Source organism: Sediminibacterium sp. (assembly GCF_019264485.1).
Classification (GTDB): Bacteria; Bacteroidota; Bacteroidia; order Chitinophagales; family Chitinophagaceae; genus Sediminibacterium.
This window is the reverse complement of the sequence record NZ_JAHVAA010000014.1, coordinates 553,543-571,695: the sequence shown is the minus strand read 5'-3', so window position 1 is coordinate 571,695 and position 18,153 is coordinate 553,543. Positions and strand designations below refer to the sequence as shown.

14 protein-coding genes are annotated in these 18,153 nt (G+C 40.9%); 13 read left to right on the top strand and 1 reads right to left on the bottom strand.

Annotated features, from left to right (window positions below):
* The first annotated feature begins 97 nt into the window (after nucleotides 1-97).
* Together gcvT and KXJ59_RS14005 are read left to right on the top strand one after the other, a co-directional pair.
* Nucleotides 98-1,183 (top strand): glycine cleavage system aminomethyltransferase GcvT, encoded by a 1,086-nt coding sequence (gcvT, locus tag KXJ59_RS14010; protein WP_295205895.1) that lies wholly within the window; start codon nucleotides 98-100, stop codon nucleotides 1,181-1,183.
* Between the two features lie 205 nt (nucleotides 1,184-1,388).
* Nucleotides 1,389-1,784 carry a septal ring lytic transglycosylase RlpA family protein gene (locus KXJ59_RS14005; RefSeq protein ID WP_295205893.1) on the top strand — a complete coding sequence of 132 codons (396 nt, stop codon included), beginning with the start codon at nucleotides 1,389-1,391 and terminating at the stop codon, nucleotides 1,782-1,784.
* On the opposite strand, the gene KXJ59_RS14000 is transcribed toward KXJ59_RS14005, so the two are convergent.
* Entirely contained in the window at nucleotides 1,753-2,163 is a 411-nt protein-coding gene (locus tag KXJ59_RS14000; protein WP_295205891.1) for a hypothetical protein, read from the bottom strand. The two genes, KXJ59_RS14005 and KXJ59_RS14000, sit on opposite strands and share 32 nt — an antisense overlap.
* A 264-nt stretch (nucleotides 2,164-2,427) precedes the next feature.
* On the opposite strand from KXJ59_RS14000, the gene ssb reads away from it, so the two are divergent.
* From ssb to KXJ59_RS13945, 11 genes are all read left to right on the top strand, one after another.
* Nucleotides 2,428-2,766, top strand: a complete 339-nt coding sequence (gene ssb / locus KXJ59_RS13995) for a single-stranded DNA-binding protein (protein ID WP_295205889.1) — start codon at nucleotides 2,428-2,430, stop codon at nucleotides 2,764-2,766.
* Between the two features lie 92 nt (nucleotides 2,767-2,858).
* Nucleotides 2,859-3,581, top strand: coding sequence for a 2-phosphosulfolactate phosphatase (locus KXJ59_RS13990; RefSeq protein ID WP_295205886.1), 723 nt, complete (start codon nucleotides 2,859-2,861; stop codon nucleotides 3,579-3,581).
* Nucleotides 3,582-3,824: 243 nt separating this feature from the next.
* Nucleotides 3,825-7,586 carry a DEAD/DEAH box helicase gene (locus tag KXJ59_RS13985; protein ID WP_295205883.1) on the top strand — a complete coding sequence of 1,254 codons (3,762 nt, stop codon included), beginning with the start codon at nucleotides 3,825-3,827 and terminating at the stop codon, nucleotides 7,584-7,586.
* 187 nt (nucleotides 7,587-7,773) lie between these two features.
* Entirely contained in the window at nucleotides 7,774-10,617 is a 2,844-nt protein-coding gene (locus tag KXJ59_RS13980) for an outer membrane beta-barrel protein (RefSeq protein ID WP_295205880.1), read from the top strand.
* Nucleotides 10,618-11,007: 390 nt separating this feature from the next.
* Nucleotides 11,008-11,712 carry a GNAT family N-acetyltransferase gene (locus tag KXJ59_RS13975; protein WP_295205877.1) on the top strand — a complete coding sequence of 235 codons (705 nt, stop codon included), beginning with the start codon at nucleotides 11,008-11,010 and terminating at the stop codon, nucleotides 11,710-11,712.
* Between the two features lie 38 nt (nucleotides 11,713-11,750).
* Nucleotides 11,751-12,974: an argininosuccinate synthase gene (gene argG, locus KXJ59_RS13970; RefSeq protein WP_295205874.1), complete on the top strand. Its 1,224-nt coding sequence runs from the start codon at nucleotides 11,751-11,753 to the stop codon at nucleotides 12,972-12,974.
* Nucleotides 12,971-13,972: an N-acetyl-gamma-glutamyl-phosphate reductase gene (gene argC / locus KXJ59_RS13965; RefSeq protein ID WP_295205871.1), complete on the top strand. Its 1,002-nt coding sequence runs from the start codon at nucleotides 12,971-12,973 to the stop codon at nucleotides 13,970-13,972. Before argG ends, argC begins: the two co-directional genes overlap by 4 nt.
* Nucleotides 13,973-14,002: 30 nt before the next feature.
* Nucleotides 14,003-15,154: an aminotransferase class III-fold pyridoxal phosphate-dependent enzyme gene (locus tag KXJ59_RS13960; RefSeq protein WP_295205869.1), complete on the top strand. Its 1,152-nt coding sequence runs from the start codon at nucleotides 14,003-14,005 to the stop codon at nucleotides 15,152-15,154.
* Nucleotides 15,155-15,283: 129 nt separating this feature from the next.
* Complete coding sequence (locus tag KXJ59_RS13955) at nucleotides 15,284-16,246, top strand: N-acetylornithine carbamoyltransferase (protein ID WP_295205866.1); 963 nt, start codon at nucleotides 15,284-15,286, stop codon at nucleotides 16,244-16,246.
* Between the two features lie 3 nt (nucleotides 16,247-16,249).
* Nucleotides 16,250-17,032 (top strand): acetylglutamate kinase, encoded by a 783-nt coding sequence (argB, locus tag KXJ59_RS13950; RefSeq protein ID WP_295205863.1) that lies wholly within the window; start codon nucleotides 16,250-16,252, stop codon nucleotides 17,030-17,032.
* A 3-nt stretch (nucleotides 17,033-17,035) separates the two neighbouring features.
* Nucleotides 17,036-18,121, top strand: a complete 1,086-nt coding sequence (locus KXJ59_RS13945) for a M20 family metallo-hydrolase (protein WP_295205860.1) — start codon at nucleotides 17,036-17,038, stop codon at nucleotides 18,119-18,121.
* Nucleotides 18,122-18,153 lie beyond the last annotated feature (32 nt).

Here is an 18,153-nt window from a genome sequence, read left to right as displayed (position 1 = left end):
TGAGATAACTAAGTTATCGCAGAGGAATACTGATTTCAAAACATTTTATGCTTCCATCATCCTTTCGCTTATTTTTGCGGCACGATAAAAGACGCATATGAAAAATACACCCTTCACAGAGAAACATATTGCATTAGGTGCAAAAATGGCAGAGTTTGCCGGTTACAATATGCCCATCAGTTATTCAGGTATTAATGATGAGCATGCGGCTGTGCGTAAGAATGCAGGTGTATTTGATGTAAGCCATATGGGTGAATTTATTCTGAAAGGCGACAAAGCCCTCGACCTCATTCAGCGTGTTACTTCCAACGATGCATCCAAACTTAGTAATGGCAAGGCACAGTACAGTTGTTTACCCAATGAAGAAGGTGGTATTGTAGATGACCTCATTGTGTATTGTATTGAAGAGAATAAAGTGTACATGCTTGTAGTAAATGCATCAAATATTGAAAAAGACTGGAACTGGATCAGTCGTTTCAATACAGAAAATGTGGAGATGCATAATGTAAGCGATAAAACCTGTCTGCTCGCCATTCAGGGTCCTAACGCTACCAGGATGTTGCAACCACTTACCGATATGGATATCATGAACCTCAAATACTACACTTTCGCCAAAGGAGTATTTGCAGGAGTAGAGAACGTTCTGGTAAGCGCCACAGGATATACAGGTGCAGGTGGCGTGGAAATTTATTTTGAAGACAGTAATGGGGCAGCCGATAAAATATGGAATGCTCTTTTTGAAATTGGCGGACCACAGGGATTAAAACCAATAGGACTCGGTGCAAGAGATACGCTCCGTCTGGAAATGGGTTATTGTTTATATGGTAATGATATTGATGATACCACATCGCCACTCGAAGGCGGACTGGGATGGATCACAAAATTCACCAAAGATTTTACAGCGAGGGCCATACTCGAAAAACAGAAAGCAGAGGGCGTAACACGTAAGCTGGTTGGTTTTGAAATGATTGACCGCGGCATCCCCCGTCATGATTACCTGATAAAAGATGCAGCTGGCAATACTATAGGGAAAGTAACATCAGGTACACAAGTGCCTTCACTTAATAAAGCTGTTGGACTGGGTTATGTTAATACTGCCTTCACGGCAATCGATACAGATATTTATATTGATATCAGGAACACGCTCGTAAAAGCAAAAGTGTCAAAATTTCCTTTTGCATAACTATCTATAATTGATTTGAAAAGCCGTTCTGCCTCAGGCAGGACGGCTTTTTTTGTAGTTCTTCTCTGCGTAAACTCTGTGTTCTCATGTTCTCTGCGGTGGGTTTACTCACGTCACCCTATTGGAGGGAGGGACTGCAGAGAAGATGAGAATACAGAGTAGTCCGCAGGGTACATTGCAGACTAAAATGTATTTTTAGAACCCAATGTTAACCACTGCCCGATATAGTATTATTTTATGTATGCTGCTGTTGTTTGCATGTAAACCCACACAGCATACTGCTCCTGGTATACATGATATTGGTTCTATTGGTACCGAAATAGGCCAGGCAATTATGATAGCAGACCAATTGCAGGGACTGCCAACAGCCAGTGGCAACAGATACGATAGTGTTAAATTTACCGGATCGCATAAAAAATTAAAGTTCGGTACAAGGGTGGTGGTTACACATACCATAACAGGGGCATCCGTTACTGTAAAAATTGTAGACCGGGGTCCGATTGGTCTGGGTCAGGTAATAGGTTTGAGCAGGGCCGCCATGAAAAAATTAGATACCAGTGGTAATACCCTTATCCCCGTTCGCATTCGTTATAAGGAATAAACAGGCTCTCTGTTTTGCTGGTCATCCGCGTAATCAATAATTCTTCGTTGAACAATTCGCTGTACGCATGATCATAACAGCAGACATATTTTTTGCCGTCGGCCGTAAAATAAGTGTGGGTAAAAAAATCGAACTGAAAACCCCTTGCCGATAAAGTTTTCCGCATGATGGTAACAGTAGAATGAGAGCCTTCTAAAAAAGTTTCAAGAATACGTCTGTTTTTCAGCAATAAATGATTCACCTGACGAATCAATCCTCTTTCGGCCATGTATTTTTTATTATTAAAAGCACTCCTGCAATAATCATCACAAAATTTTTTATCCATACGCCCTTTTAATATGCGCTGACAGGTAAGACATTTTTTTTGTTTGGTAGACATAGCCGGAAATTTCTTCACGATGAAAATAACCGTAATCACCACCAATCGTATGCTTATACTATATGGATTTTAAAAAATAAAGTAATTGTAGCAGCAGTTGGTATGTATTTCTACCTGATCCCTTTTAGAACACATTTCACGTACATCGTTTGAGGTATAGTTCCGGGTAAGAGATTTTAATCGGAAGTATACGGATAAGTTCCGGCTATAGGGTTTATGCAGTCAGATATTCGTACCAGATTATTCAAACCTAAATCATGTAATATGAATATGATGAAAAACAGGGTGCAGCTGATTGGTCATCTTGGACAATCACCTGAAATCAAAACACTCGAAGCTGGTCGCAAAGTAGCCAATATGAGTCTGGCTACCAATGAAGACTATAAGGATGCCAATGGCAATAAAGTTAGTGAGGCCCAATGGCATACAATAGTAGCCTGGGGTAAAATGGCTGATTTTGCCGAAAAATACCTGTCCAAAGGCTTACAGATAGCAGTAGATGGTAAACTGGTGAACCGCAGTTATACTGATAAAGCCGGTGTGAAAAGAAATGTCACAGAAATATATGTCAACGAAATGCTGATTATTACCCCCAAAAAATAATAGTAGCCTTTCTTTCTGATACGGCCGGCTTGTCGAGGCTGGCCATTTTTAACTGTTACAATGCTTTCAGATAGACTGTATATTTGCAGCCCATGAGTGCAAAACCTACTTTGTATACCATTCTTTCTCCGAGGCTGCTTGATATTTATGATGTATCAGACAGTGTAGTAGTAATCATTGATGTATTCAGGGCTACATCCACCATTGCAACCGCATTGTATAATGGTGCAAAAAGAGTCATTCCGGTGGATGCAGTAGATAAATGTATAGAAATTGGTATACAGACAGGTGGAATTACTGCCGGTGAAAGAGACGGTAAAATAATTCCCGGACTGGCTCATGGAAACTCCCCTGCAGAATACCCACGCTCATTTGTAGAAGGTAAAACATTGGTACTCACCACTACCAATGGTACCAAATTGCTGCATATGGCACTGAATAAGGGAGCTTCAGAAGTAATAACAGGGTCATTTCCCAATATATCTGCCGTATGTGAATACCTTGTTGCACAAAATAAAAATGTAATCCTTGGCTGTTCTGCCTGGAAAGACCGTTTTAACCTGGAAGACGCCATGTTTGCAGGTGCAGTCATACATCGCATCAAAGAACATTTTACCATTCACTGCGACAGCAGCCTGATGGCAGCCGATATGTACGGCCTCCATCAGAACGATATGCACCAGTTTATACGCAGAACTACCCATTGGCACAGGCTGGCATCTTATGGCCTGGAGTCGGATCTTGAATACTGCGTAACACCCGATATGGCCAATGTATTGCCCATTTATAAGAATGGTGATCTGGTTTGCGGCTGATAGTTGATAGTCCATAGACCATGGCAATAAACTTTCTACCATAGTCTATAGACCATCGGCCATAATCTAACCTTAACAAACATTTCATCCACATTCTTTTCTTTTTCCTTCTTTAACTCAGTTGCTTTCCTTTACTTTTGCAAATTGCCCTTTTCGCAGTGGCAATATTGTTTTCAAGGGTGAGCGGGGTATAGTATGGCCAATTGCCAACTTACCTGTTTACTGCTAACAACTGATTGATGTATGGCGCTTCCGTATCTGGTTAAACATATTTACAATAGCGGCACCGAAGAAGTGATCCGCAGAGGGAAAAAAATTCATGCACTGGGCAATGTAGAACTGGTGGAATATGATGAACTGATGACCAATGTGGTCTTCAGGGTAAAAGATGATGGCTATGCTACTTTTTATAAAGTACATATCAACCAGTTTAAAGATCCTAAAACATTATCGCTCCGCTGTTCATGCCCATATAACCTTTCAGAAATCTGCCGCCATAAAGCCGGAGCACTTTTTCATCTGCAGGATTTACTCGACCGTAATCAACTGGGAGAAAAAGAAACGAGTTACAATCAGAAACATACTGTTGTAAAAATGAAACAATTAGATCTTAAACTGATCAAAATGTTATCATCGCAACAGAATGTTGAAAAAGCAGAAGATTTTTTAAGAAGCAGCCGCTCCAATATCATCGAAGCAAAAGATGAACGCGTACTCGCTGAACTGGAATTTGAGGGAGAAGTATTCAGGATACTGCTGCAGAAAAATGAAGAAAGAAATTTTGATACCAGTTGTACCTGCTCTTCCGATACAGAACACCCCCTATGCATACACAAGGATATTGTGTTATTACAGTTGCTACATAATTATGGCCCGGCTTATTTCGACAGTATTCGTAACTGGGACAAGGAAAAGAATAAACTGCTTGCTTTATACGGGTACTCATTGAGCGATGATATCAAAGGGAAATTTGAATTTACCTATGCGGAAGGCAAACCTTTTTTACGGGTACTCGATACCAGTATTAAAAGAGTTTCTTTAAATCCAACTGCAGACCTTAAACCTAAACAGGAAGAAACAAAACCAACAACACTGGTTGAAGAACTGGAAGAACGGGAAAAAGAAGTGTTGAAATTGGGTGTAGTAGTAACTTTCAACGAACAACAATATCCATACGTACAGTTAGAAGCGGTACAGGGCGAAGCGGATGAAAGCCAGACATCTTATGTAGGTAAAGTAACCAAACTCGACCTTTCAAGATTTGTTAATACAGAAGTATTTAATGAAGATGATAAAGGAACCCTGCAGCAATTAAGAAAGCTCATGCCTTCAGAAGTGAGCCGTTACCTCGATCGTAATTCTCCTTTCAGCGGTATTTGGGAAAATATTATTCAACAGCATAACGATGAACTGCCTGAAGAAACCAGGCACCTGATGAATGAATACCTGCATCCCAAGATTAAAAAACTATTTATTGATCTTGCAGACAGTAAATTCATTTTTACTTTACCTGAGCGTAAATCATTTACAACGGCTAATCTTCAGCCGGTTGAACTTGTTACATCATTCATTAGTCCTGAGTTTGAAGTAAGTTACCAGAAAGACAGGTATGAAATCAACTGTCGGGTAAAGCTGCCGCTGGCTGATCTTAATATTGCAGAGAATGAAAGCAATTCGTCACTGTTTTTTAAATACCATAACCAGTTCTTTACCTGGCAGCGAACAGAAGATATATTGGTGCTGGAAAAATTTCTGCCCACAGGAAAAATTGTTATAGCGGCAGAAGACTGGTCTGCTCAGTTGCAGCAATTCATACTGCCTCTATCTAAAGAATTCAATGTACATTTTGGAAATGTACAGAAGGAAGAAGTAAGAGATATTAAACCCGAAGTGAAAGTATTACTGAAAGAAAAAGGAGAGTACCTGCTCTTTCAGCCTGTATTTAATTATAAGGGTTATGATGTACGTTCAATAGATAAGGAAAAGATTATCATACCTGTAGAAGATAAATTACTCGTTATTCAGCGTAATCTTGAAGCAGAAAGAGAGTTTATACAAAAAATAGAATCACTTCATTCGCACTTTATACGACCGGCGGAAGGAGATGTACTGGCATTAAAGGGAACAGAGGTATTACGCAATAACTGGTTCTTCCTTTTTGTAGATGCCGTGAAGGAAATGAATATTCCTGTTTATGGTTTTGAAGCACTGAAAAATTTCCGCTTTAATACTGCCAAACCATCAACTAAAATATATATCAGCAGTAATACAGACTGGTTTGATGCTAAAGTAGAGATTCATTTTGGTGAACAGAAAGTAACTGTTGATGAAGTAAAAAAAGCATTGAGTAATAAACAGCAGTTTGTACAGTTGGGTGATGGTACACTGGGTATTCTTCCCGAAGAATGGATAAAAAAATACTCATTGCTTTTCAGGGTGGGAGAAGGCAAGTCAGGTTCAATGAAACTCAGCAAATACCATTTTAGTGTGGTAGAAGAGTTATACATGCAGCGCGATGAAGAAGAACTTTTCTTTCAGCTCGAAGAAAAATACGATCGGCTGAAAGAAAATCATTCCATAAAAGAGATAGCCGCACCTGAACATTTGAAATCTATTCTCCGGCCTTACCAGGAAAGCGGGTTTCAGTGGCTCAACTATCTGAGAGAAGTACAGTGGGGAGGTATCCTGGCCGATGATATGGGTCTGGGTAAAACCATACAGGCATTGAGTTTTCTCTATCACCTCAAACAGGAGAATGGCTCATTAAAAGCTTTGGTGGTTTGTCCTACCACACTCATGTTCAACTGGCAGAATGAGATTAAAAAATTTACACCGGAAGTAAGTTTTTATGTACATCATGGCGGACAAAGAACCCGTGAAAACCTGGCAGCAACTGAGGCGGATGTTATTATTACCACATATGGTACATTAAGAAGCGATATCAAACAATTTGTGGAAGTGGCATTTGATTATGTGGTACTTGATGAAAGTCAGGCCATCAAGAATCCATCCAGTAAAGTAACAAAAGCAGCTAGCCTTATAAGAGCAAAAAACAGACTTTGCTTAAGTGGTACGCCATTACAGAATAATACTTTTGATATTTACGCTCAGATGAATTTTCTCAACCCCGGTATGCTGGGCAGTGTAGAATTTTTCAAACAGGAATTCTCTATTCCAATCGACAAGTTTGGTGAGAAAGAGCAGAAAGAACATTTACGCAAATTGCTTTTTCCTTTTATTCTCCGCAGAACAAAAGAGCAGGTGGCAAAAGACCTTCCTGAAAAACAGGAAATGGTACTCTTCTGCGAAATGGGTGATGAACAGCGTCGGATTTATGATGCATTCAGAAACGATTACCGGGATAAAATTTTAGGTGTAGTTGATAACCAGGGGATACAAAAATCGCAACTGACTATTTTACAGGGATTGATGAAACTGCGACAGATCTGCGACAGCCCTGCCATCATCAAAGACGAAGAAAAATTTCCGAACGCATCGGTGAAACTGGAAGAAATAGGAAGAGAAATCACAGAGAATATCAGTAATCACAAAGCACTTATTTTCTCGCAGTTCCTGGGCATGCTGGCATTGATCAAAGAAAAAATGAAAGAACTGGGGGTTGAATATGAATATTTCGACGGTAGCAGTACCGTAATGGAAAGAGAAAGAGCTATTCAGCGATTCCAGAATGATGATACTTGCCGTGTGTTCCTCATCTCATTAAAAGCAGGTGGTGTGGGTTTAAACCTAACCGCTGCTGATTATGTATACATTGTTGATCCCTGGTGGAACCCGGCAGTAGAACAGCAGGCCATCGACAGAACCCATCGTATCGGACAAACAAAGAATATTTTTGCTTACCGCATGATTTGTACCGATACGGTAGAAGATAAAATACTCAAACTGCAAGACCGTAAAAGAAGTCTTGCACGTGAACTGATTACTGATGATGAGGGTTTTGTGAAGAATCTCACGAGGGAAGATGTAGAGTATCTTTTCAGCTAATTTTAATCGATGCTGTCATTATCTATCTGGATTGCTCTGCTTTATTGACCGAGCGACCTATAGAGTTTTATGCTTCACCGATTTTAACAGCAGGCTTTCCAACTATCCTTATAGCTTTCCGTTAATCTTTTAGTGTTTCTGACAGTCAAATACACTTATTAGATTCGTAATTCATAATAAACTGAGCATGACCAAAATTCTAACCGCTATTGTATTCCTTTTTATTGCCCATACTACAACGGCGCAAACCAGTGCCACACTAAAGGGTAAACTGGTGGATACAGTCGGTAAACAATCATTAAAAGACGCTTCCATCACCATATTAGATGCCAAAGATTCTACTTTGGATGTTTTTGGGCTGACCAAGGCCGATGGTAGTTTCCTCATCAGTAATATCACATTCGGGGAAATGATTGTAGATATCAAGTTTCAGGGGTATGAGCCTTTTTCTAAAAAGATTGTTTTCTCCAAAACCAATAATTCGGTTGACCTGGGCAATATTTATTTGAAAATTGCTGCCAATGACCTTGGTAACGTTACCGTAACACAGTCGGTCATCAGAATGAGGAATGATACCATGGAAGTATCGGCTTCTGCCTTCAAAACAAAACCCAACGCAGTAGCGGAGGATTTATTGAAAAAAGTACCCGGTATACAGGTCGACAAGAATGGTAATATAACCGCACAGGGCGAGCAGGTGCAAAGAATACTGGTAGATGGGAAAAGATTTTTTGGTGATGATCCACGTATGGCGACAAGAAACCTGCCACCGGATGTAATTGACAAGATTCAGGTATTTGATCAGGCAAGCGATCAGAGTGCATTTACCGGTTTTGATGATGGCAACCGTGTGCGAACTATTAATATCACGACCAGAAAAGACAGACGCAAAGGATATTTCGGCCGGGGTACATTGGGTTTTGGTGCCAATGCCGATGAAGGTTTATATGATAACAGTTTTAGCCTCAGCCGCTTCAATGGCGATCGTCAGATTACGTTTACAGGTCAGGCCAATAATGTAAACAAACAGAATTTCTCTGTGCAGGATATGTTGGGCTCGCTCGGTGGTGGAAATTTTGGTGGTGGTGGAAACAGAGGCGGTGGCGCTGTTCAGGGTTTAACAGGTAGTGGCGGCGGTGGAGGCTTGGTGAATACCTGGGCCGGTGGTATAAACTACCGTGATACATGGAGCCCCAAAACACAGTTCTCGGGAAGTTATTTTTACAATGACCAGAAAACCTATCGCGATCAGAAAAGTTTTGTACAGAACCTGATTCCTGGCGCACCTGATTCGTCTATTTTCAATGACCAGACACAGTCATCAAAAACATACAATAAAAATCACCGGATCAATTTTAATATTGAGCATAATTTCGATTCAGCAAATTCGCTGATCATCCGTCCGAATATCAGTTTCCAGGATACCTGGTCGCAGACATTACAACAGACTGCTTCCACCAGAGGAAAAGTAACTGCACTGAACAGTTCCGATGCACAATCTGTCCGTAAGAACAATGGGTTTAATGGAAATATCGACGCAACATTCCGTCACCGTTTCCCTAAAAGAGGGCGTACCTACTCACTCAATATCAATACCGGTGGAAGTGCCAATGATGGAACTGGTACCAATTACTCACGTAACCAGTATAATCCAACCAACAGACCGGCGTACAGCGATACGATTGATCAGGTGTATGCTACCAATCGCGATACACGAAACATCAGTACCACGCTTTCTTATACGGAACCCATCGCTAAAAACCAGCAACTCGAATTCAATTATAACTATTCTTATAACCTGAATAATTCAGGCAGAGAAACAATGGAATTTAATTCAGGTTCGGGAAAATATGATGTACCTGTAGTTAATCTTACCAACACGTTCGAAAATACGTTCAGCTCTAACAGAATGACGGTGAACTATCGTCTGCAAAATGCTAAATACAATTTCAGTATTGGGTCTGGTGTACAGGTAGGTGATCTTACCAGTAATAATGTGACCAAAAACACGGTAATCAAACAGCATTTTGTAAACCTGTTTCCTGCGGCTAATTTCAGGTACGAGTTTACCAAAACAAAAAGCCTGCGTATATTCTACAATGGCCGTACTTCACAACCAAGTGCAGAACAGTTACAACCTGTAGCGGATAACAGCAATCCGCTGAACATCAGAACAGGTAATCCGAATCTGAAACAGCAGTTTACACACAGCGTACGTTTCCTGTATAATTCATTTGATGTGTTTACACAGAAACTTATTTTTGCCACCATCAATGCCAACTTTATACAGAACGATATCCAGAATGCAACCACCTTTCAGCCAAACGGTGCACAGTTAACCATGCCGGTAAACCTGAGTGGTACTTATAATATCAATGGTGTGTTCAACTATGGTTTCCCGCTGAAAAGACCAAAGAGCAATCTGAATCTGATTGCCAATGTGTCGCGAAACCAGTCGCAGACATTGATCAATAATGCCAGCAACTATACAAGGAATACCACTTTAGGTGGAACGGTTTCATGGACCACCAACCTGAAAGAAGGGTTTGATATGAACTTCTCATCCAATTCTTCATTCAGTATGGCGCGATACACTTTGCAGCCGCAACAGAATGGCGACTTCTTTACGCAAACCGTTTCTACTGAAGCCACAGCTTATTCAAAAAGCGGCTGGGTGTTCTCGATTGATTTTGATTATATCTATAATGGAGGAAGAAGCAGTGGTTATAATACGAGTATTCCCCTGTTGAATGCAAGTTTATCTAAACAGATGCTGAAAAATAAAGCAGGCGAACTTAAATTCTATATGTTCGATTTACTGAACCAGAATGTAAGTGTAACCAGAAATATTACCGGCAATACTATTCAGGACGTTCAGACAAGGGTGCTGACAAGGTATTTTATGGTAAGCTTTACTTATAACCTGCGTCGCTTTGGTGCCAACCAGCAACAACAACAGCGTGGGCCAAATATGATGATACCGGGTGGTAATATGCAGCAGATGAGGATGATGAGGGGTGGTGGTATGTAATAATATATAAACTGAAAACAATACAGAGAGCCGTCCCGCCTCAGGCGAGACGGCTTTTCTATGCTAACAACCGTAAGTTTAAAATAGAGATTTAATAATCCTTTCATAAAAAATTTAGCCACTATAACCCCAAACTGTTATACTTTTACAACCACAAAGCATAATCAGTTAATAAAGTGAAGCAGATCCTGATCAATTATTTATCATTCTTATTGAATTCACCCCGTCAGGTGTTTTCAATGGAAGCTGCTTTTAACTTTCTCCCGCGACCCCGACGTGGTTGCTGATAGGACGAGCAACTGGCACTTGCCCCTATCAGTGGAAAACTCCCCGGAATCTCTTTCTGACAGGTAGCTGTCGTTCCCTTTACGTTTATTTAATTCTTTTAAGTTGGAACAAAATATCATTGTTCGTGTAGCCAATAGTGGCGACACCCGATATGCGCAAACCATTACTGATGAAATGGAATCATCAGCAAAAGCACGTGGAACCGGTATTGCCAAGCGCAGTCCCGATTATGTAGCTATGAAAATGAATGAAGGCAAAGCCGTCATTGCACTCTTACCCGATGGTACCTGGGTGGGCTTCTGTTATATTGAAGCATGGGGTCATGATTCATTTGTGGCCAATAGCGGACTCATTGTATCACCCCCATTCAGAAAAAGTGGAGTGGCCAAACTGATCAAACAAACCATCTTCAATCTGTCGAGGGTAAAATATCCTACAGCAAAAATATTCGGTCTTACAACAGGTCTGGCTGTGATGAAAATAAACAGCGATCTGGGTTATGAACCTGTAACGTATAGTGAACTTACCGATGATGAGGAATTCTGGGCCGGTTGTAAAAGCTGTGTGAATTATGATGTATTGATGAGCAAAGACAGAAAGAATTGTTTTTGTACCGCCATGTTGTACGATCCTGCCGATCATTACGAACCCGAAGAAACTTCATCAGCTTTCAGCAGGAAGTCGAAAATATATGAGCGCTTTATGAAATTGAAGCAGCATACACTGTTACGCCTTTTTCGTAAAAAAGAAAATGGTGGAACCAGTATCAAACCCAAATCGTTTTTTCATCACCTGTTTAATCTCTGACCTGTCAGTATTATTATATAAGCAAAGCAAAGAATCGTATGAGCAACCTACCCACATCACTTCCTGCCGGCACCAAAGTTGTATTGGGCTTTAGCGGCGGATTGGATACGTCTTACTGTGTAAAATACCTCACCGATGAAAAAGGATATGAAGTACACAGTGTAATTGTAAACACCGGAGGTTTCACCGCAGCAGAACTGGAGCAGATAGAAGCTCATGCCTATAAACTGGGTGTAAAATCGCATACCACTGTTGATGCAGTGAAAACTTATTACGATAGCATCATCCGATTCCTCATTTATGGCAATGTATTGAAGAATAATACCTATCCATTAAGTGTAAGTGCAGAAAGACTGAGCCAGGCATTGCATATTGCTGAACATACCAGGAAATTAGGCGCAAAAGCAGTGGTACATGGCAGTACAGGAGCGGGTAACGATCAGGTGCGTTTCGATATGGTATTTCATATCATGATACCGGGGGTAGAGATTATTACTCCTATCCGCGATATGAAATTGAGCCGTGAAGAAGAAATCAGCTACCTGAAATTAAAAGGAGTGGAAATGAATTTTGATAAGGCAGCTTATTCTATCAATAAAGGATTGTGGGGAACCAGTGTTGGCGGTAAAGAAACATTACAATCAAAAGGGATGCTGCCGGAAGAAGCATGGCCCACACAGGTAACCAAATCGGCTGCCGAAGAAATAAAACTGGGTTTTGAAAAGGGAGAACTCAGACGCGTAAATGACCAGCATTTTGCACATCCTTCAGAAGCCATTCAGTATGTACAATCTGTTGCTGGTGCATTTGGTATTGGAAGAGATATACATGTAGGTGATACCATCATCGGAATCAAAGGCCGTGTGGGTTTCGAAGCAGCGGCACCAATGGTTATTCTCAAAGCACACCACGCACTGGAAAAACATGTACTCACCAAATGGCAGTTGAGCTGGAAAGATCAACTGGCACAATTTTATGGCAACTGGCTGCATGAAGGACAGATACTCGATCCTGTGATGAGAGATATTGAAGCCTTTCTGGAACACTCACAGGAGCAGGTAACAGGCGATGTATTTGTGCAACTAATGCCCTATCGCTTTACTGTAATCGGTATAGAATCGCCAAATGACCTGATGAGTAGCAAGTTTGGAAAATATGGTGAGATGAACAGCGGATGGACAGGTGAAGATGTAAGAGGGTTTTCCAAAATATTTGGTAACCAGACTGCTATATACCATAGCATCAAAGCCGATCAGTCATGAAAAAACTTAAAGTAGCTATTACAGGTGCGGCAGGATATACCGGTGGTGAGTTGATCAGACTTTTGCTGAATCACCCGCAGGCAGCACTGGTGAATATACACAGCAGCAGTAATGCAGGTAAACCACTGTACACCGTACATGCTGATTTACTCGGTGAAACGGAAATGCTATTTAGCCATGAACCATATGCCGATGCTGATGTGTTGTTTCTCTGTGTAGGCCATGGCGATGCCAGAAAGTTTTTAGACCAGCATGCCATTCCTTCCACAACAAAAATAATTGATCTCTCACAGGACTTTCGTTTACCAGCAACTGCAGCACATGGAGAAAAAACTTTTGTGTACGGACTGCCCGAATTGAATAAGGAAGCAATTGCAACTGCACAAAATATAGCCAATCCCGGATGTTTTGCAACAGCCATTCAATTGGCTTTGTTGCCACTTGCTAAAGCGGGCGTATTAAGTGATGTTTATACAACCGGTATTACCGGATCAACAGGGGCGGGGCAGTCGCTCAGCAACACATCGCATTTTAGCTGGAGGGCTAATAATATACAGGCATATAAATCGCTGAACCATCAGCATATTAAAGAAATTACTGCTTCACTCAATCAGTTACAAACCGATTCGCCACTATCTGAAACTGGAGAAGGTGCAGGTGTACATTTTGTTCCATGGAGAGGCGATTTTACCAGAGGTATCTATACCAGTTCAGTGATCGACTGTAGTTTTCCGCTCGAAGAAGTAAAAAATATTTTCCGGGAATATTATGCAAAAGCTGCTTTCACCTATTACAGTGAAGAAATGATTGACCTGAAACAGGTGGTGAATACCAATAAATGTCTGGTACATGTAGAGAAACAGGGAGATAAACTGGTCGTTCACAGTGCCATCGATAACCTGTTGAAAGGTGCCAGCGGACAAGCGGTGCAGAATATGAACCTATTGTTTGGACTGGATGAAAAAACAGGGCTGCAATTAAAGGCCAACTATTTTTAAATTAAATGCTGACGGGCAATTTTTTATTCTATGAAACTATTTGATGTATATCCGCTGAACAATATTACCATCGAAAAAGCGAATGGTTCATATGTGTGGGATGATAAGGGAACCCGTTATCTCGATATGTATGGTGGACATGCCGTAATCAGTATCGGTCATACACATCCGCATTGGGTAAAAAGAATAGAGGGGCAATTAAATAAGATTGCTTTTTATTCAAATTCTGTCATTATACCCCTGCAACAACAACTGGCTGATAAGTTGGCGACAGTGAGTGGTAAAACCGATTATCAGCTTTTTCTTTGTAACAGTGGTGCTGAAGCCAATGAAAATGCATTAAAGCTGGCATCATTTCATACTGGTAGAAAAAAAATCGTAGCGTTTAAAAAATCTTTTCACGGACGTACATCACTGGCGGTAGCAGCAACCGATAACCCATCAATAGTGGCACCAGTAAATGAAACAGACAATATTATATTTCTTCCCTTCAACGATGTGAATGCCCTGCATGAATGTTTTGTACAAGAAGGTAACACTATTGCTGCTGTAATAACGGAAGGTATACAGGGAGTGGGAGGAATTAATGTAGCATCTGACCTTTTTCTGCAAACCGTTCGTTCTCTTTGTAATCAGTATGGTGCTTTATTTATTGCAGACAGTGTGCAATGCGGATATGGCCGCACCGGAAAATTCTTTGCGCATGACCATGCCGGTGTGGATGCCGATATTTATTCTATGGCAAAAGGTATGGGTAACGGATTTCCGATAGGTGGTATTTTAATAGCGCCACATATTCAACCCAAACATGGTATGCTGGGTACCACATTTGGTGGTAACCATTTAGCATGTGCCGCAGCGTTGGCAGTGTTGGAGGTGATGGAGAGTGAAAATTTAATGATCCTGACTGCTGAAAATGGAGCCTACCTGATGGAGCAGTTAAAAGCCATTCCTGAATTGCAGGATGTAAGAGGAAGAGGGTTAATGATTGGATTTGGTGTACCTGATCAGCTCAAAGACCTGAAAAAACTATTATTACAGGAATATAAAATTTTTACAGGAGAAGCAAAACCCAATGTAATCAGGCTCTTGCCATCATTGGCTTTGCAGAAAGAACAAATAGATGAATTTCTGCAGTCGTTAAAACAGGCCATAATGGCTCTAAACAAAAACGCTGCGTAAATTTCGTGTTCTCTTTTCTCTGCGGTGGAGTTCCTAACGTCACCCTGACGAAGGAAGGGACCGCAGAGAACGATAGAGCGCAGAGGTGGCCGCAGAGAGTATATAGAACTTCAACCCAGAAATCTAATTATGAAACAATTTATATCCGTAACCGATGTAGCCGATATCAATGCACTCATTAAAAAAGCGATGGATTGCAAGGCCAGTCCATTGAAATACCAGCAGGTGGGTACAGGTAAACGTATCGGTTTATTGTTTCTCAACCCGAGTTTAAGAACAAGACTGAGTACACAGGTAGCGGCGCGCAATCTTGGTATGGAAGCCATTGTATTCAATGTAGATAAAGAAGGCTGGGCATTGGAGTTTGAAGAAGGGGCCATTATGAGTGGTAATACGGTAGAACATATTAAAGATGCAGCCCCGGTATTGGGCCAGTATTTCGATATTCTTTGTATCCGTACATTTCCCTCATTAAAAAACAGGGATGACGATTACAGCGAAATGTTTATTCATCAGTTTATTAAATATGCCGGTGTGCCTGTTGTAAGCCTGGAAAGTGCTACACTGCACCCGCTTCAGTCATTGACAGATCTGGTAACTATTTCAGAAGAGCTGACAATAAAACCACTGAACAAAAAACCAAAGATTGTTTTAACATGGGCGCCGCATATCAAACCTTTACCACAATGTGTGGCCAATAGTTTTGCCGAATGGGTAAATGCATGGGGAGAAGCTGAATTTGTAATTACTCATCCGCAGGATTATGAATTAGCTGAACAGTTTACAAAAGGAGCTACTATTACCCACGATCAGAATGCCGCATTATCGGGAGCAGATTTTGTATATGTAAAAAACTGGAGCACTTTTACCGATTATGGTAAAGTATATGAAAATGATCCGGCCTGGATGTTGACAGAAGATAAAATGAAGATCACAAATCAGGCAAAAGTGATGCATTGTTTACCGGTAAGACGAAATGTAGAATTGAGTGATGAGATTCTGGATGGCTCACATAGCCTCGTAACCAGACAGGCGGGTAACCGTGTATGGGCGGCACAGGCAGTATTACATGAAATTCTTACTATAAAATAATTGATGGTGGAACCCCTATATATCATAAAAATCAGCGGAAATATCATCGATGATGAGCAGCGACTGGATAGTTTCCTGCAACAGTTTGCGCTATTGCAGGGAAAGAAAATATTGATACATGGTGGTGGAAAACTGGCTACCAAAATGGCCGACCAGTTAAATATCCCGCAACAGATGATAGACGGGAGAAGAATTACCGATGCAGATACCCTGCGTATTGTAACCATGGTATATGCGGGCTATATCAATAAAAATATTGTAGCCAAACTTCAACAGTATGGCAGTAATGCAATAGGTTTAACCGGCGCCGATGGAAACTGTATACTGGCACATAAAAGACAACATGCCAGCATTGATTATGGTTATGTAGGCGATATTGATACAGTAAACAAAACACTGTTATATCAATTGCTGGAACAAAATGCAACGATTGTACTGGCTCCGATTACACATGATGGCAACGGACAATTACTCAATACCAATGCCGATACTATTGCACAGGAAATAGCGAAAGCCTTGAGCAGTCTGTATCAAACCATATTGATATATTCATTTGAAAAGAAAGGGGTGTTGCTGGATATAAATGATGAATCATCGGTTATTACTTCACTGAGTAAAGAAAGTTACCAGTTACTAAAAAGCGAAGAGAAAATATTTGCAGGCATGATACCCAAACTTGATAACGCTTTTGCTGCTATTGATGCAGGAGTAGGTAAAGTAATCATTGGCCAGGCAGAAGAATTAGCTTTACTTGTAAATGAATCAAGCGGAACTACGATACAATAAAAAATGGATCAGTCGACCGACATATTATACCATGATAGTATCAGTTTACTAAAAAAACTGATAGCCATTCCCTCATTCAGCAAAGAAGAGTCGGCAACAGCCGATTGCCTGGAACAGTTTCTTCAGACAAAACAGGTTCAGACTAAACGGTACCTGAATAATGTATGGGCCACCAATCTGCATTTTGATGAAACCAAGCCTACCCTATTATTAAACTCACATCATGATACGGTAAAACCTAATAAGGCCTATACGCTGGATCCATTTGCAGCAACTGAAAACGAAGGGAAGCTATTTGGTTTGGGTAGTAATGATGCAGGTGGATCGCTGGTATCATTGCTCGCAGTATTTCTGCACTATTATCCTCAGCAGGAACTTAATTACAATCTTGTATATGCAGCAACAGCAGAAGAAGAGATATCAGGAAAGAATGGGGTAGAAGTATTATTGCCATTATTGCCTTCCATTGATTGTGGTATAGTTGGTGAGCCTACAGAAATGCAAATGGCAGTGGCAGAACGCGGACTCCTGGTGCTTGATGCAGTGGCAACAGGCAAGCCTGGTCATGCGGCACGTAATGAAGGTGAGAATGCATTGTACAAAGCGGTAAAAGATATACAGTGGATAGAAAATTATCGTTTTGAAAAAATATCAGAACTGCTGGGCCCTGTAAAAATGACGGTCACCGTTATTGAAACAGAAAACAGGGCACATAATGTGGTTCCTGCGTCCTGTAATTTTGTAATAGATGTAAGAGTGAATGAATGTTATGATTTTGAAGAAGTCATTAACACCATCCAGTTAAATCTTCAATCTACTGTCCGGCCAAGAAGTCTGCGGATGAAATCCAGTTCCATTCCATTGAATCACCCGCTTATACTCGCGGGTAAGCGAATGGGCAGAAGCTGGTATGGATCGCCTACCACTTCAGATAAGGCACTGATGCCTTTTCTTACACTGAAAATGGGTCCGGGAGACTCCGCAAGAAGTCATAGTGCGGATGAGTTTATTTACCTGAATGAAATAAAAGAAGGAATAGCACTCTATATCGCAATACTGGATCAGCTCATACTAAAGCAATCAACATGAAATGGCCATTCTATCCCGTTTTACGGGACAAG

Excerpts from the sequence above, each read along its gene's own strand:
- gcvT (WP_295205895.1), top strand. The coding sequence starts at position 98 with ATGAAAAATACACCCTTCACAGAGAAACATATTGCATTAGGTGCAAAA.
- KXJ59_RS14005 (WP_295205893.1), top strand. The coding sequence starts at position 1,389 with ATGTTAACCACTGCCCGATATAGTATTATTTTATGTATGCTGCTGTTG.
- KXJ59_RS14000 (WP_295205891.1), bottom strand. The coding sequence starts at position 2,163 with ATGTCTACCAAACAAAAAAAATGTCTTACCTGTCAGCGCATATTAAAA.
- ssb (WP_295205889.1), top strand. The coding sequence starts at position 2,428 with ATGAATATGATGAAAAACAGGGTGCAGCTGATTGGTCATCTTGGACAA.
- KXJ59_RS13990 (WP_295205886.1), top strand. The coding sequence starts at position 2,859 with ATGAGTGCAAAACCTACTTTGTATACCATTCTTTCTCCGAGGCTGCTT.
- KXJ59_RS13985 (WP_295205883.1), top strand. The coding sequence starts at position 3,825 with ATGGCGCTTCCGTATCTGGTTAAACATATTTACAATAGCGGCACCGAA.
- KXJ59_RS13980 (WP_295205880.1), top strand. The coding sequence starts at position 7,774 with ATGACCAAAATTCTAACCGCTATTGTATTCCTTTTTATTGCCCATACT.
- argG (WP_295205874.1), top strand. The coding sequence starts at position 11,751 with ATGAGCAACCTACCCACATCACTTCCTGCCGGCACCAAAGTTGTATTG.
- argC (WP_295205871.1), top strand. The coding sequence starts at position 12,971 with ATGAAAAAACTTAAAGTAGCTATTACAGGTGCGGCAGGATATACCGGT.
- KXJ59_RS13960 (WP_295205869.1), top strand. The coding sequence starts at position 14,003 with ATGAAACTATTTGATGTATATCCGCTGAACAATATTACCATCGAAAAA.
- KXJ59_RS13955 (WP_295205866.1), top strand. The coding sequence starts at position 15,284 with ATGAAACAATTTATATCCGTAACCGATGTAGCCGATATCAATGCACTC.
- argB (WP_295205863.1), top strand. The coding sequence starts at position 16,250 with ATGGTGGAACCCCTATATATCATAAAAATCAGCGGAAATATCATCGAT.
- KXJ59_RS13945 (WP_295205860.1), top strand. The coding sequence starts at position 17,036 with ATGGATCAGTCGACCGACATATTATACCATGATAGTATCAGTTTACTA.